This is a genomic window from Sphingomonas sanxanigenens DSM 19645 = NX02, from assembly GCF_000512205.2.
Classification (GTDB): Bacteria; Pseudomonadota; Alphaproteobacteria; order Sphingomonadales; family Sphingomonadaceae; genus Sphingomonas_D; species Sphingomonas_D sanxanigenens.
Map to the genome: position 1 here is coordinate 6,067,391 of NZ_CP006644.1, position 18,691 is coordinate 6,086,081.

At 67.6% G+C, this 18,691-nt stretch carries 21 protein-coding genes; 12 read left to right on the forward strand and 9 right to left on the reverse strand.

All coding sequences use genetic code 11. The features are described 5' to 3' along the window. Positions 1–86 precede the first annotated feature (86 nt). A complete protein-coding gene (locus NX02_RS27845) occupies positions 87–851 on the reverse strand; it encodes a TIGR02186 family protein (protein ID WP_039996886.1) in 765 nt (254 codons plus the stop codon). Then, the gene (locus NX02_RS27850; protein ID WP_025295448.1) at positions 845–1,759 is read right to left on the reverse strand and encodes a sulfite exporter TauE/SafE family protein; all 915 of its coding nucleotides are present in this window, start codon (positions 1,757–1,759) and stop codon (positions 845–847) included. The genes NX02_RS27845 and NX02_RS27850 overlap by 7 nt, the downstream gene beginning before the upstream one ends. Before the next feature lie 137 nt (positions 1,760–1,896). On the opposite strand from NX02_RS27850, the gene NX02_RS27855 reads away from it, so the two are divergent. The 3 genes from NX02_RS27855 to NX02_RS27865 are packed head-to-tail and all read left to right on the forward strand — an operon-like array spanning position 1,897 to position 3,268. Continuing rightward, a complete protein-coding gene (locus NX02_RS27855; protein ID WP_025295449.1) occupies positions 1,897–2,796 on the forward strand; it encodes an SPFH domain-containing protein in 900 nt (299 codons plus the stop codon). Positions 2,797–2,805: 9 nt separating this feature from the next. Next, complete coding sequence (locus NX02_RS27860) at positions 2,806–3,012, forward strand: type II toxin-antitoxin system antitoxin (RefSeq protein ID WP_025295450.1); 207 nt, start codon at positions 2,806–2,808, stop codon at positions 3,010–3,012. A gap of 13 nt (positions 3,013–3,025) precedes the next feature. Then, positions 3,026–3,268 carry a hypothetical protein gene (locus tag NX02_RS27865; protein ID WP_025295451.1) on the forward strand — a complete coding sequence of 81 codons (243 nt, stop codon included), beginning with the start codon at positions 3,026–3,028 and terminating at the stop codon, positions 3,266–3,268. A 57-nt stretch (positions 3,269–3,325) separates the two neighbouring features. Here the strand turns inward: NX02_RS27865 and NX02_RS27870 are convergent, their stop codons facing one another. Next, positions 3,326–4,183: a S1/P1 nuclease gene (locus NX02_RS27870; RefSeq protein ID WP_025295452.1), complete on the reverse strand. Its 858-nt coding sequence runs from the start codon at positions 4,181–4,183 to the stop codon at positions 3,326–3,328. After that, positions 4,180–5,124 (reverse strand): isoaspartyl peptidase/L-asparaginase family protein, encoded by a 945-nt coding sequence (locus tag NX02_RS27875; RefSeq protein WP_025295453.1) that lies wholly within the window; start codon positions 5,122–5,124, stop codon positions 4,180–4,182. The genes NX02_RS27870 and NX02_RS27875 overlap by 4 nt, the downstream gene beginning before the upstream one ends. A 110-nt stretch (positions 5,125–5,234) precedes the next feature. On the opposite strand from NX02_RS27875, the gene ispG reads away from it, so the two are divergent. The 5 genes from ispG (at position 5,235) to ruvB (ending at position 9,130) form a co-directional block, all read left to right on the forward strand. Further along, complete coding sequence (gene ispG, locus NX02_RS27880) at positions 5,235–6,362, forward strand: flavodoxin-dependent (E)-4-hydroxy-3-methylbut-2-enyl-diphosphate synthase (protein ID WP_025295454.1); 1,128 nt, start codon at positions 5,235–5,237, stop codon at positions 6,360–6,362. Continuing rightward, the gene (locus tag NX02_RS27885; protein WP_025295455.1) at positions 6,359–6,679 is read left to right on the forward strand and encodes a hypothetical protein; all 321 of its coding nucleotides are present in this window, start codon (positions 6,359–6,361) and stop codon (positions 6,677–6,679) included. Before ispG ends, NX02_RS27885 begins: the two co-directional genes overlap by 4 nt. Further along, positions 6,680–7,573 (forward strand): DMT family transporter, encoded by an 894-nt coding sequence (locus NX02_RS27890; RefSeq protein WP_025295456.1) that lies wholly within the window; start codon positions 6,680–6,682, stop codon positions 7,571–7,573. After that, positions 7,570–8,040, forward strand: a complete 471-nt coding sequence (locus NX02_RS27895) for a GNAT family N-acetyltransferase (RefSeq protein ID WP_039996888.1) — start codon at positions 7,570–7,572, stop codon at positions 8,038–8,040. The genes NX02_RS27890 and NX02_RS27895 overlap by 4 nt, the downstream gene beginning before the upstream one ends. 64 nt (positions 8,041–8,104) lie before the next feature. Then, entirely contained in the window at positions 8,105–9,130 is a 1,026-nt protein-coding gene (gene ruvB, locus NX02_RS27900; RefSeq protein ID WP_025295457.1) for a Holliday junction branch migration DNA helicase RuvB, read from the forward strand. 143 nt (positions 9,131–9,273) lie between these two features. Here the strand turns inward: ruvB and NX02_RS27905 are convergent, their stop codons facing one another. The 3 genes from NX02_RS27905 to hflK all read right to left on the reverse strand — a co-directional run bounded on the left by NX02_RS27905 (position 9,274) and on the right by hflK (position 12,888). After that, positions 9,274–10,800 (reverse strand): Do family serine endopeptidase, encoded by a 1,527-nt coding sequence (locus NX02_RS27905; RefSeq protein ID WP_025295458.1) that lies wholly within the window; start codon positions 10,798–10,800, stop codon positions 9,274–9,276. A gap of 112 nt (positions 10,801–10,912) precedes the next feature. Next, positions 10,913–11,770: a protease modulator HflC gene (gene hflC / locus NX02_RS27910; RefSeq protein ID WP_025295459.1), complete on the reverse strand. Its 858-nt coding sequence runs from the start codon at positions 11,768–11,770 to the stop codon at positions 10,913–10,915. Then, a complete protein-coding gene (gene hflK / locus NX02_RS27915) occupies positions 11,767–12,888 on the reverse strand; it encodes an FtsH protease activity modulator HflK (protein WP_025295460.1) in 1,122 nt (373 codons plus the stop codon). The genes hflC and hflK overlap by 4 nt, the downstream gene beginning before the upstream one ends. A gap of 137 nt (positions 12,889–13,025) precedes the next feature. Between hflK and NX02_RS27920 the strand changes: the two genes are divergently transcribed. Together NX02_RS27920 and NX02_RS27925 are read left to right on the forward strand one after the other, a co-directional pair. Further along, a complete protein-coding gene (locus tag NX02_RS27920; RefSeq protein WP_025295461.1) occupies positions 13,026–13,994 on the forward strand; it encodes an Mrp/NBP35 family ATP-binding protein in 969 nt (322 codons plus the stop codon). A gap of 35 nt (positions 13,995–14,029) precedes the next feature. After that, a complete protein-coding gene (locus NX02_RS27925) occupies positions 14,030–14,458 on the forward strand; it encodes a CoA-binding protein (RefSeq protein ID WP_025295462.1) in 429 nt (142 codons plus the stop codon). A gap of 36 nt (positions 14,459–14,494) precedes the next feature. Here NX02_RS27925 and NX02_RS27930 read toward each other — a convergent pair whose 3' ends face one another. Continuing rightward, positions 14,495–15,526, reverse strand: a complete 1,032-nt coding sequence (locus NX02_RS27930; protein WP_025295463.1) for a cation diffusion facilitator family transporter — start codon at positions 15,524–15,526, stop codon at positions 14,495–14,497. Positions 15,527–15,613: 87 nt separating this feature from the next. On the opposite strand from NX02_RS27930, the gene NX02_RS27935 reads away from it, so the two are divergent. Both NX02_RS27935 and NX02_RS27940 read left to right on the forward strand, forming a co-directional pair. Further along, complete coding sequence (locus tag NX02_RS27935; protein ID WP_025295464.1) at positions 15,614–15,844, forward strand: hypothetical protein; 231 nt, start codon at positions 15,614–15,616, stop codon at positions 15,842–15,844. A 152-nt stretch (positions 15,845–15,996) separates the two neighbouring features. Then, complete coding sequence (locus NX02_RS27940; RefSeq protein WP_245648719.1) at positions 15,997–17,532, forward strand: amino acid permease; 1,536 nt, start codon at positions 15,997–15,999, stop codon at positions 17,530–17,532. A gap of 92 nt (positions 17,533–17,624) precedes the next feature. On the opposite strand, the gene NX02_RS27945 is transcribed toward NX02_RS27940, so the two are convergent. Next, positions 17,625–18,623, reverse strand: coding sequence for an adenosine kinase (locus NX02_RS27945; protein WP_025295466.1), 999 nt, complete (start codon positions 18,621–18,623; stop codon positions 17,625–17,627). Between the last annotated feature and the right edge of the window lie 68 nt (positions 18,624–18,691).

Below are 18,691 nucleotides of genomic sequence, written 5' to 3' on the forward strand. Positions count from 1 at the left end.
CGCCGTTCGCCCCGAGCGAAGTCGAGGGGGCTGTCGAGCGCAGCCGGGACGGCTTGGAGCGTCGCTCCCCGGCGGCAATGCACGCCTTACATCCGCCGGAACAGCGCCCCCGCGGCCCAGCCCAGCGCCAGCGACAGCGCCACCGCGACCAGCCCGTAGACGAACGACCACCGCTCGGCCGCATCGGCGATGAAGCGCTCGAACCCCGATTTCCGGATCTCGATCGGCCGTACCGCTGCCGCCAGCACCTTGCCGTCCTGGATCAGGAAGGTCTCGGCGGTGAAGGTGCCCACCGGCACGCGCGCCGGGATGCGCAGCCGCGCGCGATACAGCACGTCGTCGGTGATCTCGACCTCGCCGACCACCTCGCCGTAAAGGCCGACGCGCTTGTTGAGATCGACCAGCCCGGCGGTGAAGCGCCGCTGCTCGTCGGTCGGCCGCGCGCTGGCGGGGGAGAGCTGGAGATTGTCGAGCCCCAGTTCGTAGATCGCGGCGGTGCGCTCGTCGACCAGCGCCTTGATCGGCCGCGATGCGGCGACCGCATAATAGCTGGGCGCGGAACGGAAGCGGGCGCTGTCCGCATTCATCCAGATGCCGGCGATCTTCTGCTTCTCGCGCACGATCACCGATTCGGTGGGGCCCTTGAGCACCACGACGATGTCCGCGCGCTTCTCGGGCGCGCGGCCGCCCGGATAGATGATCGCGCCGAACAGCAGCAGTTCGGCGCCGGTGAAGCTGTAGCGGATCTCCACGTCGCGCTGCGACACGTCCGGCACCAGCCGCGGCTTGTCCTGCGCCATCAGCAGCGGGGCCGCCATCGCGACCAGGCCCAGCGCGCCCAGCCTCACCATGGCTGGACCGTGTAGATCTCGTCGGGCCGCCAGCCGAGCCCCAGCGCCATGCGCAGTGCCACCGCCAGCACGATGAACGCGAGCAGGAAGCGCAGATATTCGGGCTTGAGCTTCTGCGCGAGGCGCGCGCCGATCTGCGCGCCGATGACGCTGCCGATCAGCAGCAGCGCGGCGAGCAGGATATCGACCGACTTGGTGGTGGAGGCGTGCACCATCGTCGCCGCCGCGGTCACGAACAGGATCTGGAACAGCGAAGTGCCGACCACGACCTGCGTCGCCATGCCGAGCAGGTAGATCATCGCCGGCACCATCACGAAGCCGCCGCCGACGCCGAGCAGGATCGTCAGCACGCCGGTGACGAAGCCCAGCAGCAGCGGTGCCAGCGGCGAGATGTAGAGGCCCGAGCGATAGAAGCGCCAGCGCAGCGGCAGCGCCGCGACCAGCGGGTGGTGGCGCCGGGTGCGCGCGGGGAGCGCCTCGCCGCGGCGCGCGGCGCGGATGCTCAGCCAGCTTTCCTTCGCCATCAGCCAGCCGACGCTGCCCAGCAGCACCACGTAGAGGATGCCGATCACCGTATCGATCTGCCCGGTGCTCTGCAGTTCGCGAAAGATGAAGGCGCCCGCGAGCGACCCGACGACGCCGCCGGCGACGAGCACCAGCCCCATATGCACGTCCACGCCGCCGCGGCGGTAATGCGCGAGCGCGCCCGACACGCTGGCGCCGGTCACCTGCGTCGCGGCGGAGGCGGCGGCAACGGTGGGCGGGATGCCGTAGAAGATCAGCAGCGGCGTCGTCAGGAAGCCGCCGCCGACCCCGAACATGCCGGACAACAGCCCGACCAGCCCGCCCAACGAGATGATGACGAGCGCGTTCACCGACAGATTGGCGATCGGAAGATAGAGATCCATGGCCAGCGCCACGCCTAAACCCAAATGGATGCAGGGGAAAGGCTGAGCGGGCGCATCGGGCGCGGGTGCGGCCCCGCTTTCCCTTGCCTCCGTATGAAAACAATATAATGATGATATCATAATTATGGAGGATGACGATGATCGATTCGCTGCGCGGCCCGGGCTTCAACGCCAGCCGCGAACGGCCCGCGCAGACCCGCAACGGCTATCTGATGCTCCTGCTCCTGCTCGTCGTGCTGGTGGCGGCGCTGTTCGGCTTCGTGGCGGCGACGCTGGACGCGCTGGTCGGCGTCGCGGTGATGGTCGTCTCGGTGGCGCTGCTGGCGCTGATCGCGCCGGGCTTCTTCATGCTCCAGCCCAACCAGGCGGTGGCGGTCACCCTGTTCGGCGATTACCGCGGTACCGAGCGGGCCACCGGGCTGCGCTGGACCTGGCCGTGGATGGGCAAGCGCAAGATCTCCGCGCGCGCCAACAACCTCGTGTCGGACAAGCTCAAGGTCAACGACCTGCGCGGCAACCCGATCGAGATCGCGGCGCAGGTGGTGTGGCGGGGGACCGACAGCGCCCAGGCCCTGTTCGACGTCGACGATTATCGCGAGTTCGTCGAGGTGCAGATCGAGGCGGCGGTGCGCACGATCGGCTCGCGCTACGCCTATGACGATATCGCCCAGGCCGAGGTCACCTTGCGCGGCAATCATGAGGTGGTGAACAGCGAGCTGCGCGCCGAGCTGATCGACCGGCTGAAGGTGGCCGGCATCACCATCGACGAATGCGGGCTGACCCACCTCGCCTATGCGCAGGAGATTGCCGGCGCGATGCTGCGGCGCCAGCAGGCGGATGCGGTGATCGCGGCGCGGCAGAAGCTGGTCGAGGGCGCGGTCGGCATGGTCGAACTCGCGCTGGAGCAGCTCTCGCAGAAGAATGTCGTCGAACTGGACGACGAGCGGCGCGCGGCGATGGTCTCCAACCTGATGGTGGTGCTGTGTTCGGAGCGCGATACCCAGCCGGTGGTCAACGCCGGATCGCTCTATCAGTAAGGCGCCGGCGTGACGGTGCCCCCCAAGAAGGCGTTCGCGCTGCGGCTCGATCCGGCGCTCCATGCCGCGATCGAGCGCGCGGCGGCGGCCGACCTGCGCAGCGTCAATGCCGAGGTGGAAATCCTCCTGCGCGAGGCGCTGGCGCGCCGCGGCGTGAAGCTCGCCCCGCCCGAGCATCGCCCGCGCGGACGTCCGCCGGTTTCGAAAGACGATTGAACGGAGGTTTCGGATGGACGAGTTCGGCAAACCCTGGTTCGCGCCCAAGCGCTTCGGCTATGGCGCCGGCCTGCCGATCGCGACGGCGGGCTGGGTCTTCCTTTCGGCGCATTTTCTGCTGATCGGCCTCGGCCTCCTCTTCCTCCACGGCGTCGCGCGCTGGGCATGGCTGGCGACGATCATCCTCGTCGCGCTGCCGATCTATGCCGCGAAGACGCGAGGCGGCTGGCGGTGGCGCTGGGGCGGGGAGGATTGAGGGCGAAAGCGGGGAGAAAAGGGGGAGACAAAGGGGAGAAAAGGGGGGTGTTTCGCGTCACCCCAGCGCCTCGTCCAGCAGCCGCGCCAGCCGCACGCCGCCGCGCTCCACCTGCTTGCGCACGACCGGAATCGCCGCCTCGATCGCGGCATTGCTCAGCACCGGCTTGGCCTCGGGCGCGGGCAGGCAGGGATCGCCGCCATAGAGCCCGCCATAGGCGACATCGTGCGCGATCTGCCAATTTTCGCGCGACCAGTCCTCGGTGCTTCCCGCCGCCTCGGCGGCGCGGCCGGCCGGCGCGATTTCCGATATCAGGCCGGCCACGCCCGCTGGCGGCGTGCTGATCGCGCGCTCCGCCAGATAGCCGTCCCAGATGCTGTGCAGGTTGATGCGGCCCTGCGCGATGCCATAATCGGCCTTCACCCGGTTGCCGCCGAGATCGCCATGGTCGCCCGCGTGCATCGGCTGGTGAAGATCGCCGACGAAATGGACGAGGAAGGCCAGCGCCATCAGCCGCTCGCGCGCCGGCAGGCTCTTGTCCGCCAACAGCTTCCGGTTGCGGTCGATCTGCGCGGAGACGCAATTGCCGTCGCGGCAGGGCGTCTTGATGTCGAACGGCTTGCAGATGTCGATGTTCTGATAGTGCCAGGAATAGGCATAGCTGAACCGCTCGCCCAACTGCTTGATGCAATCCGGCCAGACGCTGGCATCCTCGATCGTGCGCAGCTTGCAGGTGGGCGTCGCCAGTTCGGGCGCGTGGCGCAGCAGCTGGCGGATCGCCGCCCGGGTCCCGGGCCGCACTTCGTGCATGGCGATGCCGGCGATGGTCTCATGACCCCACTCCCACCAGGCCGATGCCGGCGCAGCCGCCAGCACGGAAGCAAGCAGGGCGAATGCAAGGCGCAGCAGCTTCATGCCTCATCTCCATAGATCGCGACGATCCGCGCGCCGTCGCTCGACGACCGGCCGCGATACAGTGCGGGTGTGGTGAAACTCCAGCCGCCGCTGCCGTCGGGCGCGACATGGATGAGCCCGCCGACGCCGCCAAGCGCCTTGACCTCGGCCATCACCGCCGCGGATGCCGCCTGCGGATCCTCGTTGCCGATCCGCACCCGCGCGCAGATCTCGTGCGCCACCGCGGCGCGGATGAAAAACTCGCCGGCACCTGTGCAGGATATTGCACAGGCCCGATCGTCGGCATAGGTGCCCGCGCCGATCACCGGCGTATCGCCGATCCGGCCCCAGCGTTTGCCGGTCAGCCCGCCGGTCGAGGTCGCCGTGGCGACATGCCCCGCCCTGTCGACCGCGACCGCGCCGACCGTGCCGTATTTCATGTCGACATCGTACCAGCCCGACTCGCGCGCCTTCAGTTCATCGAGCTGGCGGCGACGCTCGGGGGTGGCGAACCAGTCGGGCGTGGCCTGTTCCAGCCCCTGCTCCAGCGAGAAGCGGTCGGCGCCCCCGCGGCTGAGGATCACATGCGGGCTCTTCTCCATCACCGCGCGCGCCAGGCTCACCGGGTTGCGCGCGGTGGTGACGCTGGTGACCGCGCCGGCGTCGCGCGTCGCGCCGTCCATGATCGCGGCGTCCATCTCGATGGTGCCCTCGAAGGTGAACACCGAACCGCGGCCGGCGTTGAAATGGGGATCGTCCTCCAGCACGCGCACCGCCGCCTCGACCGCATCGAGCGCGCTGCCGTCGGCGGCAAGGATCGCCTCGCCGGCATCGAGCGCGGCAGCGAGACCGGCGCGGGCGCCCTGATCCTCCGCAGCCGTCAACCGGTCGCGGCGCATCGATCCGGCGCCACCATGGATGACGAGCGTCCAGCGGGGCGTGGTGGGTTCGTCCAGGGGCATGCGACCGGCTCCGACTGCTTTTTTGGGGGAGTGCACCTCCAGCGCTGCCCTATCGGCTGCGGCGGAACCGCGCTATAGGCGCGGGCATCGCTTAGCCCGAGAGTAAGTTCATGTCCTCGATCCGTCCGTGGCGCGACATCATGCGCCGCAAGTCCCGCCAGATCATGGTCGGCACCGTGCCGGTCGGCGGCGACGCGCCCGTCACCGTGCAGACGATGACCAACACGCCGACCTCGGATGCGAAGGCGACGATCGACCAGATCCGGCGCTGCGAGGAGGTGGGTGCGGACATCATCCGCGTCTCCTGTCCGGATGTCGAATCGACCGCGGCGTTCCGCCAGATCACCCGCGCCGCGCGCGTGCCGATCGTCGCGGACATCCATTTCCACTACAAGCGCGCGCTCGAAGCCGCCGATGCCGGCGCCGCCTGCCTGCGCATCAACCCCGGCAATATCGGCTCGGCAGATCGCGTCGCCGAAGTCGTGCGGGCGGCCAAGGCCAATGGCTGCTCGATACGCATCGGCGTGAACGGCGGCAGCCTCGAGCGCGACCTGCTCGAAAAATATGGCGAGCCCTGCCCGGAAGCGCTGGTCGAAAGCGCGCTGGACCATATCAAGCTGCTGCAGGACCATGATTTCCACGAGTTCAAGGTCGCGGTGAAGGCCAGCGACCATTTCCTCGCGGTCGCCGCCTATCAGCAACTCGCCGAGGCGGTAGATTGCCCGCTGCACCTGGGCATCACCGAGGCCGGCGGCTTCGTCGGCGGTACCGTCAAGTCGGCGATCGGCATCGGTTCGCTGCTGTGGTTCGGCATCGGCGACACCATCCGCGTCTCGCTCTCCGCCGAGCCGGAGGACGAGATCCGCGTCGGCTACGAGATCCTCAAGACCTTGGGCATCCGCACCCGCGGCGTCCGCGTGGTTTCCTGTCCGAGCTGTGCACGGCAGGGCTTCGACGTGATCCGCACCGTCCAGACGCTCGAAGACCGGCTGAAGCACATCGCCACGCCGATCTCGCTTTCGGTGCTGGGTTGCGTCGTCAACGGCCCCGGCGAGGCGCGCGAGACCGACATCGGCATCACCGGCGGCGGCAACGGCAAGCATATGGTCTATCTGTCGGGCGTCACCGACCATCATATCCAGGACGGCGACATGGTCGACCATATCGTCAAGCTGGTCGAGGCGAAGGCCGCCGAGATCGAGGCGGCCAACGCGGGCGTGGCGCAGGCGGCGGAATGAAGCCGCTTCCTGCGCTGGCTCTGCCGGTGCTGCTGGTGGCTTGCGCCGACACTCCGCCGGAATTGGTGATGCGAATCGAGGATGGTGCCGATGACCGGGCCGATTGCCGGCTCATCGTTGAAGACGCGAAAATAGATCCTCGCGTCGCGGCGGATATCGATCGGCTCGTGAAGCGCTATCCGCCTGCCGATACTGCGATCAGGATCGAAGCGAACGAGGCGCGCTATCGCTGCATCGGTAGTGTGATCTTCGCCTTGCAGCGCGCAGGCTATCAATCCGCGCGCGTGGATGGCGGGGAACGGAGCGGCGCTGAGTAAGTGACCAGATCCAATCCAGCGATCGCGTTCGCGGTCGCCGTCCTCGGTATCGCCATCTTCTCGGCGATGGACGCGATGATGAAGCAATTGTCGATCGAGATCGGTGCCTACAACGCGATGTTGTGGCGCACGGTGATCGCGTTCGGCATCAGCGGCGTGCTGTTCCTCGGCTCCGGCCGGCGCTGGCCGAGCCGCAGCGTGTTCCGCCTGCATCTCTGGCGCGGCATCGCCGCGGCGGCTTCGGTGCTGATGTTCTTCTGGGGGATCGCGCGGATGCCGATCGCGCAGGGCGTCGCGCTGTCGTTCATCGCGCCGCTGATCGCGCTCTATCTGGCGGCGGTGGTGCTCAAGGAGAAGGTGGGGAGGGCGGCGGTCGCCGCTTCGCTGCTCGCATTCGCGGGCGTGATCGTGATTCTCATCGGCCAGTCGCGCGAGGCGATGGGGCCGGAGGCGTTTCGCGGGGCGATCGTGATCCTCGTCGCGGCGATCCTCTACGCCGGCAGCCTGATCCTCGGCCGGCAGCAGAGCCAGGTGGCGAGCCCGATCGAGGTCGGCTTCTTCTTCAACGTCATCGCGATCGGCATGTACGGCATGGCATCGCCCTGGCTGGCGGTGGTGCCGAGCATCGATCAGCTGCCGCGGCTGCTGCTGTGCGCGGTCTTTTCGCTGGTCTCGATCATGCTGCTCGCCTGGGCCTATGCGCGCGCCGAGGCCAATTATCTGCTGCCGGTCGAATATACCGCCTTCATCTGGGCGGCGCTGCTCGGCTGGTGGGCGTTCGGCGAGACGGTCTCGCCCTTGACGTCGGTCGGCGCGGCGATGATCGTGGCCGGCTGCCTCTGGGCGGCCCGCCGCCGCCCGCCACCCACACCGACCACGGAAGCTGCCCTATGACCCTGACGATCCGCCCCGCCGTTCCGGGCGACGAAGCCGAAATTCTCCGTCTCGTCCAGGCGCTTGCCGATTATGAGCGGGAACCCGACGCGGTGAAGGCCACGGCGGAGTCGCTCAGCGCCACATTGTTCGGTGAGCCGGCGCGCGTCTGGGCGCATCTCGCCGAACTGGACGGCAAGGCGGTCGGCCTCGCCCTGTGGTTCCTCACCTATTCGACCTGGACCGGCAAGCCGACGCTCTATCTCGAGGATCTGTTCGTCGCGGAAAGCGCGCGCGGCTCCGGTGCGGGGCTGGCGCTGTTCCGCGCGCTGGCGGAAGCCGCGCGGGGCCTCGGCTGCGGCCGGATCGACTGGGCGGTGCTCGACTGGAACGAAAAGGCCAAAGGCTTCTACAGCCATATCGGCGCCAAGCCGACGACGGGCTGGGAGGCCTGGCGCCTGGAGGGCGAGGCGCTGGACGCGCTGTGATCCGCGCGCGCGATGCGCGCGTCGCGCTCGACATCCGGCGGGTGGCGGCGCTACGGAACATAGTGTGACCGACGCCGAACGCCTCATCACCCCCGCCCGCCGGCCCGAGGATGTGGATGCCGCGCTGCGCCCGCGCTCGCTCGACGAGTTCGTCGGCCAGCAGGCGGCGCGCGAGAATCTGCGCGTGTTCATCGATGCCGCGAAGTCGCGCGGCGACGCGCTCGACCATGTGCTGTTCTTCGGCCCGCCCGGCCTCGGCAAGACGACGCTGGCGCAGATCATCGCGCGGGAGATGGGGGTGGGGTTCCGTTCCACCTCGGGCCCGGTGATCGTCAAGTCGGGCGACCTCGCGGCGCTGCTGACAAATCTCGAGGATGGCGACGTCCTCTTCATCGACGAGATCCATCGCCTCAACCCCGCGGTCGAGGAGGTGCTGTATCCGGCGATGGAGGATCGCGCGCTCGACCTGATGATCGGGGAGGGCCCCTCCGCGCGCTCGGTGCGCATCGATCTGCCGCGCTTCACATTGGTCGGTGCGACCACGCGGCAGGGCTTGCTGACGACGCCGCTGCGCGACCGGTTCGGCATTCCGGTTCGGCTCAGTTTCTACACGGTGGATGAGTTGGAGAAGGTGGTGAGCCGCGCCGCCCGGCTGCTCGACCTCCATATCGCGACCGACGGTGCCGCGGAGATCGCGCGGCGTGCGCGCGGAACCCCGCGCATCGCCGGCCGGCTGCTGCGCCGCGTGCGGGACTTCGCCAATGTCGCGGGCGTGATGACGGTGGATCGCAAGGCCGCCGATCTCGCCCTGACCCGGCTGGAGGTGGATGCGCTTGGCCTCGATGCGATGGACCGGCGCTACCTCCACATGATCGCCGACATCTATCGCGGCGGTCCCGTCGGCGTCGAAACGCTCGCCGCCGGGCTCAGCGAGCCGCGTGACACGATCGAGGAGGTCATCGAGCCCTATCTGATCCAGCTCGGCCTGATCGCCCGCACCGCGCGGGGCCGCTGCCTCAATGCGCGCGGCTGGAAGCATCTTGGCCTCAACCCGCCCGCGGGTTCGCAGGATGGTCTGTTCGACGTCTGATCGCACCGGGCGCGTGTGCTGATCCGCGGCGCGCGGCTGTCGACATCCCTCGAATACAACGCAAACGGGCCACGAACCTCAGAGGTTCGTGGCCCGCTTTCCTGCTCTGGATCCCGGCCGGTCCGGCGGGGATCCGGGATTTACTACTGCTTGATCGGCACGCCGACATAGGTCGACTGGTTGCCGCGCGTAACCAGCAGCAGAACGCTGTTGCGGCCAGCGCGGCGGGCCGCGCTGATGGCGTTGTCGAGGTCGGCGGGGGTGCGAACGGCGACGCGGGTCACCGAATTCACCGCACTGATCACGTCGCCGCGACGCAGGCCCTTGGCGGCCGCCTCGCTCGACGGGTCGACCGAGCTGACGACCACGCCCTGCATCGCGGGATCGAGGCCCAGTTGCCGAGCGATCACTGGCGTCAGCGGCATCACCGCTATGCCGAGCGCGCCGCGCGTCGCCTGTTCGCTGTCACCGGGGGCCGAATCATCACCAAAGCCCTCATCGTCCTCGCCGCGCGCAAAGCCGGCAAGCTGGTCTTCCGGCGGACGCTTGCCGACAGTGGCGGTCAGCGTCATGCGCTTGCCATCGCGGATCAATTCGATCGGCACACGCGTGCCCACCGGCAGGTTGGCGACGATGAAGGACAGCGTCTGGTCCGGATTGACGGTGCGGCCGTTGACCTTGACGATCACGTCGCCCTGGCGGATGCCCGCCTTGTCCGCGGCTTCGCCCGGTACCGTGCGCGCGATCAGTTCGCCCTCGTTCTTGTTGAGGCCAAGGGCGCCGGCGCTATCGTCGTCGAGCTGCTGGATCTCGACGCCCAGATAGCCGCGCTCCACCGAGCCGCCCTTCATCAGCGTGTCGACGATCGGCTTGGCCTGTTCGGCCGGGATGGCGAAACCGATGCCGACGTTGCCGCCGGTCGGAGAAAAGATTGCGGTGTTGATGCCGATCACATTGCCAGCCAGATCGAACATCGGTCCGCCGGAATTGCCCTGGTTGATCGAGGCGTCGGTCTGGATGTAGCGGTCATACGCGCCGCCCGAACCGGTGTTGCGGTGGAGCGCGGAGACGATGCCGGCGGTCACGGTGCCGCCGAGGCCGAACGGGTTGCCGATCGCCATCACCCAGTCGCCAACCCGCGTGCGCGTCGAATCGCCGAACCGCACGAAGGGCAGGTTCGCTGCTTCGATCTTTAGAACCGCGAGGTCGGATTGCGGATCGCGGCCGATCAGCCTGGCCTTGTATTCCTTGCGATCCGGCATGATCACGGTGATCGCCTCGACGGTGCCGTTGCCACGGCGATCGGGTGAGATCACATGGTTGTTGGTGACGATGTAGCCATCCGGCGAAACGATGAAGCCGGAGCCAAGCGAGGTCGCCTGGCGGGTTACCGGCCGGCCGCCCTGCAGGCCGCCGAACAGGTTGCCGAACGGCGTGCCTTCGAACGGATTGGTGGCAACCTGCACGCGCTGGGTGGTGGAGATGTTGACCACTGCGGGCTGGAGCTTCGCGGCGAGGTCCGCGAAGCTCAAGGGGGCGCCGGCGCGCGGCGCCGATGCGAGGGCCTGCGGATCATTCTGTGCAACCTGCGCGCCGAGCGGGTTGGTTACGAGGGTCGCTGCCGTTCCCCCGAGCAGCAAGGCGGTGGTCAAGGCATAGGCGTAACGCACTGAGATCTTCCTCCATTGGGCGCGCCGAAAGGCGCTGGCGACGCTGTGAGCCTGCGCCTGAACGCAGCTTTAATGGTTCTGCGCAGGCCATCTGCCGCGGCCATCCGCCGTGTCAGGGCCGGCCGCGGAACTCACGCAGATAATCGTTCTGTGGCGACAGGATGATCGACGAACGGCCCTCCGGCTGGGTTCCATCGGTGCCGAACGTGTGTTCATAGGATTTCATCGCCCGGTAGAAATCGTAGAAGCCCGGATCCTTGCCGAAGCTGGTGGCATAGGTCCGCGCCGCCGCCGCATCGGCTTCCGCCCGGATGATCTGCGCGTCGCGCGCGCCGTTGGCGCGGATCGTCAGCGCCTCCTGGCGACGCGCGGTGCGCATCCGTTCATAGGCCGATTCCAGCGGCGTGCCGTCCGGCAGGTCGGCGCGCTTGATCCGCACGTCGACGATCTCGGCGCCATATTGGCGGGCGACGCGGTTGAGGCCGACCTGGATATTGTCCATCACCTGGCTGCGCTCGGCGGTGAGGAGCGCTGCGAACTGGACCTTGCCCAGTTCGTTGCGGAGCTGCGATCCGAGGATCGGGCGAAGCTGGTCCGACACGCGCTCCTCGGTTCCCGCCGAGATGTACATCTGCAGCGGATTGACGATGCGGTAGCGCGCATAGGCATCGACGTTCAGGCGGAGCTGGTCGGTCGAGAGCACCTGCTGGCGGTCCATCTCGATGTCGAGCACGCGCTTGTCGATCCACACGACCTGGTCGATGAACGGCACCTTCAGGATCAGCCCGGCGCCCGAGCGGCCGAAATCCTGGTTGGCGCGATAGGGGTTGATCAGCTTTTGGGGCTCACCGAAACGGACGATGACGCCCTGCCGGTCTTCCGGCACGATGACCAGCGAACTCAGCAGCAGGATCAGCAACAGCAGCGATCCGACGGCGATCGCGATGAGCTGGCGGGGCACGCCGGTCATCGCTGCGCCTCCGGGGCCGGAGCCGGAGCGGGTCGCCTGGCGACTTCGGGCAGCGGCAGATAGGGCGTCACGCCCGGGACCTCGACGATCGTCTTGTCAACCTTCGACAGAACACGCTCCATCGTCTCATAGTACATGCGCCGGCGCGTCACTTCGGGTGCCAGCTTATATTCGCTATAAACCTGGTCGAACGCAGCGGCTTCGCCCTGGGCCTTGGCGCTGAGCTGCTGCGCATAAGCGCGCGCCTCGTTCAGATAGGTCTGCGCGGTCTGCTGCGCCGCCGACACCTCCTTGAACGCGTCGTTGACGGCGGCGGGCGGATCCGCCTGCTTCACGGCCACGCCCTGGATGCGCACGCCGGCGCGATAGTCGTTGAGCAATTCCTGCGTGCGCTGCTGGACGCGTGCCTCGATCGCATTGCGGCCCGATCCGATCGCGTCGTTGAGCGACACGTCGGCGATCACCTCACGCATCGCGCTTTCGGCCGCTTCGCTGATCGTCTCGTCGGGATCCTTGAGCTGAAACATGTAGAGCACCGGATTGCTGATGTTCCAGCGCACCGAATAAGCGAGGTCGATCACGTTCTGGTCGCCGGTCAGCATCAGATTTTCCTGCTGCGCGGCGGTGGTGCCGATATCGACGGTGCGGATTTCCTCGACGTCGATCTTCCGCACCGTGACGATCGGCGCCGGCGGGGTGAAGCTCACGCCCGGGTTCAGCGTGTACCAATAGCGGCCGAACAGCGAAACGACGCCGCGTTCCTGGGGGCCGATGCGGTGGATGCTGGTGAACAGCAGCCAGATCACCACGAACAGCGCCAGCACGTAGCGCCAGATGCGTGCGGGATTGAATGCAGGGGGCAGGCCGCCGCGACCGCCGCCACCACCACCCGCGCGCATGCGCCGGATCAGTTCGTCGAGCTGGGTCGGCCCGCGCCGGCCCCCGCCGCCGCGCGGCCGGCCGCCGTCGGGGGGCTGGTTCCACGGATTGCGCGGACCGCCACCGCCGCCGCTTCCGCCGCCCTCTCCGCCATCACCACCACCGCGGCCGCCCCAAGGGCCGCCAGCGTCGGCCTTGAGGATTCCGATCGACGCTATCCACTCCGGAAATCTGCTCATTCAACCTTTATAGGTAGACGAACGGGGAAAAACAGTGCCGACAGTCGAATTGCCACTGCGGCAGGCATTACCGGACTTGTCGGCAATAAATCGAAACTGTTTCCCAGCGTCGGCTGCTTTGCTCTATGGCCGCGGCGATGACCGATATCGATGCGATCCGCCTGGCGCTTGAGCCGATTGCCGGCAAGCGCGCCGCCGCCCCCCGCTTCACCGATGGCCGGGTCAGCCTGATTCTCGACGTGACCGGGCTCGACGGCGATCGCCGCGCGCTGCTGGAAGCGGATATCCACCGCGTGCTCAAGGCGCTGCCGGGTGTGGACGAGGTGCGGATCGCCCAGACCAGCGAGAAACAGGGCCGCCGGCTGATCGCGGTGGGCAGCGGCAAGGGCGGCGTCGGCAAATCGACGCTCGCCGCCAATCTCGCGGTCGCGCTGCGCCGCGTCGGCCGAAACGTCGGGCTGATCGACGCCGACATCTATGGCCCCTCGCAGCCCCGCCTGATGTCCGCCGAGGGCCGTCGCCCGACCGCGGAGGGGCAGAAGCTGATCCCGGTGCAGACCGATTTCGGCGTGCCGATGCTGTCTATGGGGCAGTTGCTCAAGCCCGGCCAGGCGGTTGCGTGGCGCGGGCCGATGGCGGGCAACGCGCTCGGCCAGCTTATCGACGCCGACTGGGGCTCCACCGACCTCATCATCGTCGATCTGCCGCCCGGCACCGGCGACGTCCAGCTCTCGATGATCCAGAAGCACAAGCCGGCGGGCGCGGTCATCATTTCGACACCCCAGGATCTGGCGCTGATCGACGCGACCCGGGCGATCGACCTGTTCAACCAGTCGGGCGTGCCGATTATCGGCCTCGTCGAGAATATGGCGGGCTATGTGTGCCCGCATTGCGGCGAGGTTTCCGACCCGTTCGGCAATGGCGGCGCGGAGGCGGCGGCGGCGGCGATGGGCCATCCCTTCCTGGGCCGCGTGCCGCTCGACATCGCGATCCGCCGCGCGTCCGACGCGGGCCATCCGCCGGCGGCGATGGATGTGGCGGAGGGCGATGCCTTTCGTGCCATCGCGGCGAAGCTGGGCGACTGGCTGGATCGACCTGCCGCCTGACGGGTTGAAGCGGATGAAAGAAGGATCCAACCGAGATGCCGCTGACCTCTGACGACGATATCCGCACCTTGCTGCAGGAAACCCGCACGATCGCGATGATCGGCGCCTCCGACCGGCCGGACCGGCCCAGCTATGGCGTGATGAAGGTGCTGCAGGATCATGGCTATCGCGTGATCCCGGTCAATCCGCAGATCACCGGCGAACATGTCCATGGCGAATTCGTCTGGCGCGCGCTCTCCCAGCTGGGCGATCCGATCGATCTCGTCGACATCTTCCGCAATTCTGCCGCGGCCGGCGACGCGGTCGATCAGGCGATCGCGGCGGGCGCGAAGGCGGTGTGGATGCAGCTTGGCGTGATCAACGAGGACGCAGCGGTACGCGCGGAGGCGGCGGGGCTCAAGGTGGTGATGGATCGCTGCCCGGCGATCGAATTGCGCAGGTTGGATGTGGCCGGGCCGGCCTGACTTTTTCCTCTCCCGGCTTCGCTGGGGAAGGAATTGCTAGCCGCAGTTGATCTGGCTGCCGGCGATCACGCGCGGTGCCACCTCCACCTGGATCGTGACGTGCCCGATCCCGAACCGCCGCTTCAGCCGCACCCGGATATCTTCGAGGAAGCCGTCCCCCGGATGGCCCGACGGCACCAGCAGGTGTGCGGTCAGCGCGGTCTCTGTCGTGCTCATCGGCCAGATGTGGAGATCGTGGACGCGGGTGACGCCGGGCGAACAGAGCAGTTCCGCCTCGACATTGTCGCGGTCGAGGTCGCTCGGCACCGCGGCGAGCAGCATGTTTACGGCCTCGCGCAGCAGCGCCCAACTGCTCCAGAAGATCAGGGTGACGATCGTCAGGCTGACGAACGGGTCGATCCACACCGCCCCGGTGAGCATGATCGCGATGCCCGCGATCACGACGCCGGCCGAGACCGCGGCGTCGGCGATCATGTGCAGCCAGGCACCGCGGATGTTGATGTCATGGTCCCGGCCGGACATGAACAGCAAAGCGGTGGCGCCGTTCACGAGGATGCCGATGGCGGCGACGATGATCACCGGCAGGCCGTCCACCGGCTGCGGATGGCCGATGCGGTCGATCGCGCCCAAGGTGATCGCGCCCAGCGCGAACATCAGGAACAGGCCGTTGAACATCGCGGCGAGGATCGTCGATCCCTTGTAGCCGTAGGTGAAGCGCTTGTTCGGCGGCCGCCGCGCCAGTGCCGCGCCGCCCCAGGCGATCAGCAGCCCCAGCACGTCGGACATGTTGTGGCCGGCGTCCGCCAGCAGCGAGAGCGACCCGGTGATCAGCCCGGCCCCCGCCTCGGCGATGACGAACGCCAGGTTCAGCGCGACGCCGATCGCGAAGGCGCGGCCGAAATCGGCGGGCGCGTGGCTGTGGCCGTGATGGCTGTGCGAATGATGATGACCGAAGGCCTGGCGGCCGGTCTCCTCATGCGCGTCATCGTCGTGGGGATGGCGATGCGCGTGATCGTGCGCATGCTCCTCGACATGGTCGTGTTCGTGATGCGCATGATCATGGGCCATTGCGGGAACTTAGGCCAAGCATGGCGCGATATGCTAGAACATCGATACGGTTCGATGCCGAGGGGATTTGGAGGAGGAACTCAGGATATGCTGCGACGGATCATGGGCGCGATGGTGGGTGGCGCGATCGACCGGAACGACGGCAAGGGCGGCCTGAAGGGTGCCGTGATCGGCGCGGTGGCCGCGCGCGCGGTGAGCCGCGCCGGGCCCGCGGGCCTCGCCGCGGTCGGTGCGGCGGTGGCGGGCAAGATGCTGTGGGACCGGCGCAAGAAGCGCAAGGCGGCCGAAGTCGCGGCGCGGGGCCCCGAAACCCGCTGAATTCGGCTGAACGATTCGGCCTGGCCGGGGCGATTGCGCTCCGGCCAACCGCTCGTTAGGCTCGCCCCCCATCTGCAAATCCAGCATGCGTCCTTCAAGGGACAGCAGGGGGGTCGATGGCATCTCAATCAAATTCGAGCATTCTGGCTCGAATGATGGCGCGTAAAAGCGTAGCGCAAGTCCAGCGCGAAACCGCGACGAGCGAACTCAAACGGACATTGGGCAAGTGGAATCTGCTGCTGCTGGGGGTCGGCTGCATCATCGGTGCCGGCATCTTCGTACGCACGGGTTCGGCCGCGGCGCTGCATGCGGGACCCGCGGTTCTCCTCTCCTTCGTCGTCGCCGGCATCGTGTGCGCCTTCGCCGGCCTTTGCTATGCCGAGCTTTCCTCGACGCTGCCGGTTTCCGGCTCCGCCTATACCTACAGCTATACGACGCTGGGCGAGTTCGTCGCCTGGATCATGGGGTCGCTGCTGCTCCTCGAATATGGCCTCGCCGCGTCGGTCGTGGCGGTCGGCTGGGGCGGCTATGTCGTCAGCCTGCTGGGGGATGTCGGCCTTGCGATCCCCCCCGCACTGACGGGGGCCAGCGGCTATGCGATCGTGCGCGACGGTGCGCCGCTGGTGGTCGATGGCACGCCGGTGATCGGCATCTTCAACCTGCCGGCCTTCCTCATCTGCGTCACCCTCTCGATCCTGCTCGTGGTCGGCGTGTCCGAATCGGCCAAGGTCAACAACGCGATCGTCGCGATCAAGGTGAGCGTGATCGTCGCCTTCATCGTGATCGGCGGCTATATGGTGCTCAGCAACCTGCCGACGCTGACCGCCGCGAACTGGACGCCGTTCATTCCCGAGCCCACCGGCAAGCCCGGCGAGTTCGGCTGGGGCGGCATCATGCGCGCCGCCTCGATCGTGTTCTTCGCCTATATCGGCTTCGAGGCGGTCTCCACCGCCGGCCAGGAAGCCAAGAACCCGCAGAAGGACATGCCGTTCGGCATCATCGGTTCGCTGGTGGTGTGCACCGTGCTCTACATGCTGGTCGCCTCGGTGATGACCCTGATCGTCAACTACAAGGGCCTCAACGTGCCTGATCCGGTGGCGGTCGCGGTCGACAGTTTCGGTCCGCAATGGGCGTGGTTCGCCAAGCTGATCAAGGTCGGCGCGATCATCGGCCTCACCTCGGTGGTGCTGGTGCTGATGTACGGCCAGACCCGCATCTTCTACACGATGGCGCGTGACGGCCTGCTGCCGCGCGTCTTCGCCACCGTCCATCCGAAGTTCCAGACGCCGTGGATCAACACGCTGGTCGTCGGCCTCGTCACGGCCTGTGCGGCCGGTTTCTTCGACATCAACACGCTGGGCGACATGACCTCGGTCGGCACGCTCGCGGCGTTCGGCATCGTCTGTCTGACGGTGATCTGGCTGCGCGTCAGCGAGCCGGGTCTGGCGCGGGGCTTCAAGGTGCCGCTCTATCCGGTGCTGCCGGTGCTCGGCATCCTGTCGTGCGCCTATCTCATCACCACCGTCGAATGGCGCGTGCTGATGTTCTTCGTCTGGTTCATGCTCGGCGCGATCATCGTCTATTTCTGCTTCGGGATCTGGAATTCCCGCCTGCAGCATGGCGACGACACCATCCCGGCGCCTGACATGGGCGAGTTCCCGGCGCCGGTCGGCCACCAGGAACAATAAGCCTGAGGCACAAAGGGAAAGGGGGGCGGCACCGGTGGTGCCGCCCCCCTTTTGCTATCCGGCGACGGCGCCGGGGATCACAGCGCCCGGGATCACAGCGCCCTGGCGATCAACGCCTTGAGATCGACCTGCGGCCGCGCGCCGACGTGCGAGATGATCTCGGCGGCGCACACCGCGCCCATCGTCAGGCTCGCTTCCACCGAACGGCCCTGCGCCTGGCCGGCGAGGAAGCCGGCGGCGAACAGGTCGCCCGCGCCGGTGGTGTCGACCACCGCGTCCACCGGCTGCGCCGGCACCGTGAAACGCTCGCCGTCCTTCACCGCGATCGCGCCATGTTCGCTGCGCGTGCAGACCAGCACCGGCAGCTTGGCGGCCACCTGCGCCACCGCCTTGTCGAAATCGTCGAGCAGGGTCAGCGACAGGATCTCCGCCTCGTTGGCGAACAGGATGTCGATGTCGCCATCCGCGATCAGCTTGAGGAAATCGTCGCGGTGACGCGAGATGCAGAACGTGTCGGAGAGCGTGAAGGCGACCTTGCGGCCGGCTTCGCGCGCGATGCGGATCGCCTCGCGCATCGCCGCGCGCGGCTCCTCCGGATCCCAGAGATAGCCCTCGAGATAGAGGATCGCGCCGGCGGCGATCATCTCGCGGTCGAGCGCGGCGGCCGGCAGGAACTGCGACGCGCCGAGATAGGTGTTCATCGTGCGATGGCCATCGGGCGTGATCAGGATCAGGCAGCGCGCGGTGGTGGGATCCGCCTCGGTGCGCGCGGTGGTGGTGAAGGTGACGCCCTGCGCGCGGATGTCGTGACTGAACACCTTGCCGAGCTGATCGTCCGCGACCTGGCCGATGAAACCGCATTTGCCGCCCAGCGCGGCGATGCCGGCGACGGTGTTGGCGGCGGAGCCGCCGCTCACCTCGATGCCCGGCGCCATCTTGGCATAGAGCGCTTCGGCCGCCTCGGTGGAAAAGAGCAGCTGCATCGTGTTCTTGACCAGCCCTTCCTGGGCGATGAAGGCATCATCGGCCTTCGACAGGACATCGACGATGGCGTTGCCGATCGCGACAACGTCATAGGTGGCTGCGGACAAGACGGATTCTCCCGAGAATAAGCAAAAGCGCCGCATACCGGCGATTCGCCGACGCGCCAAGCGGGGTG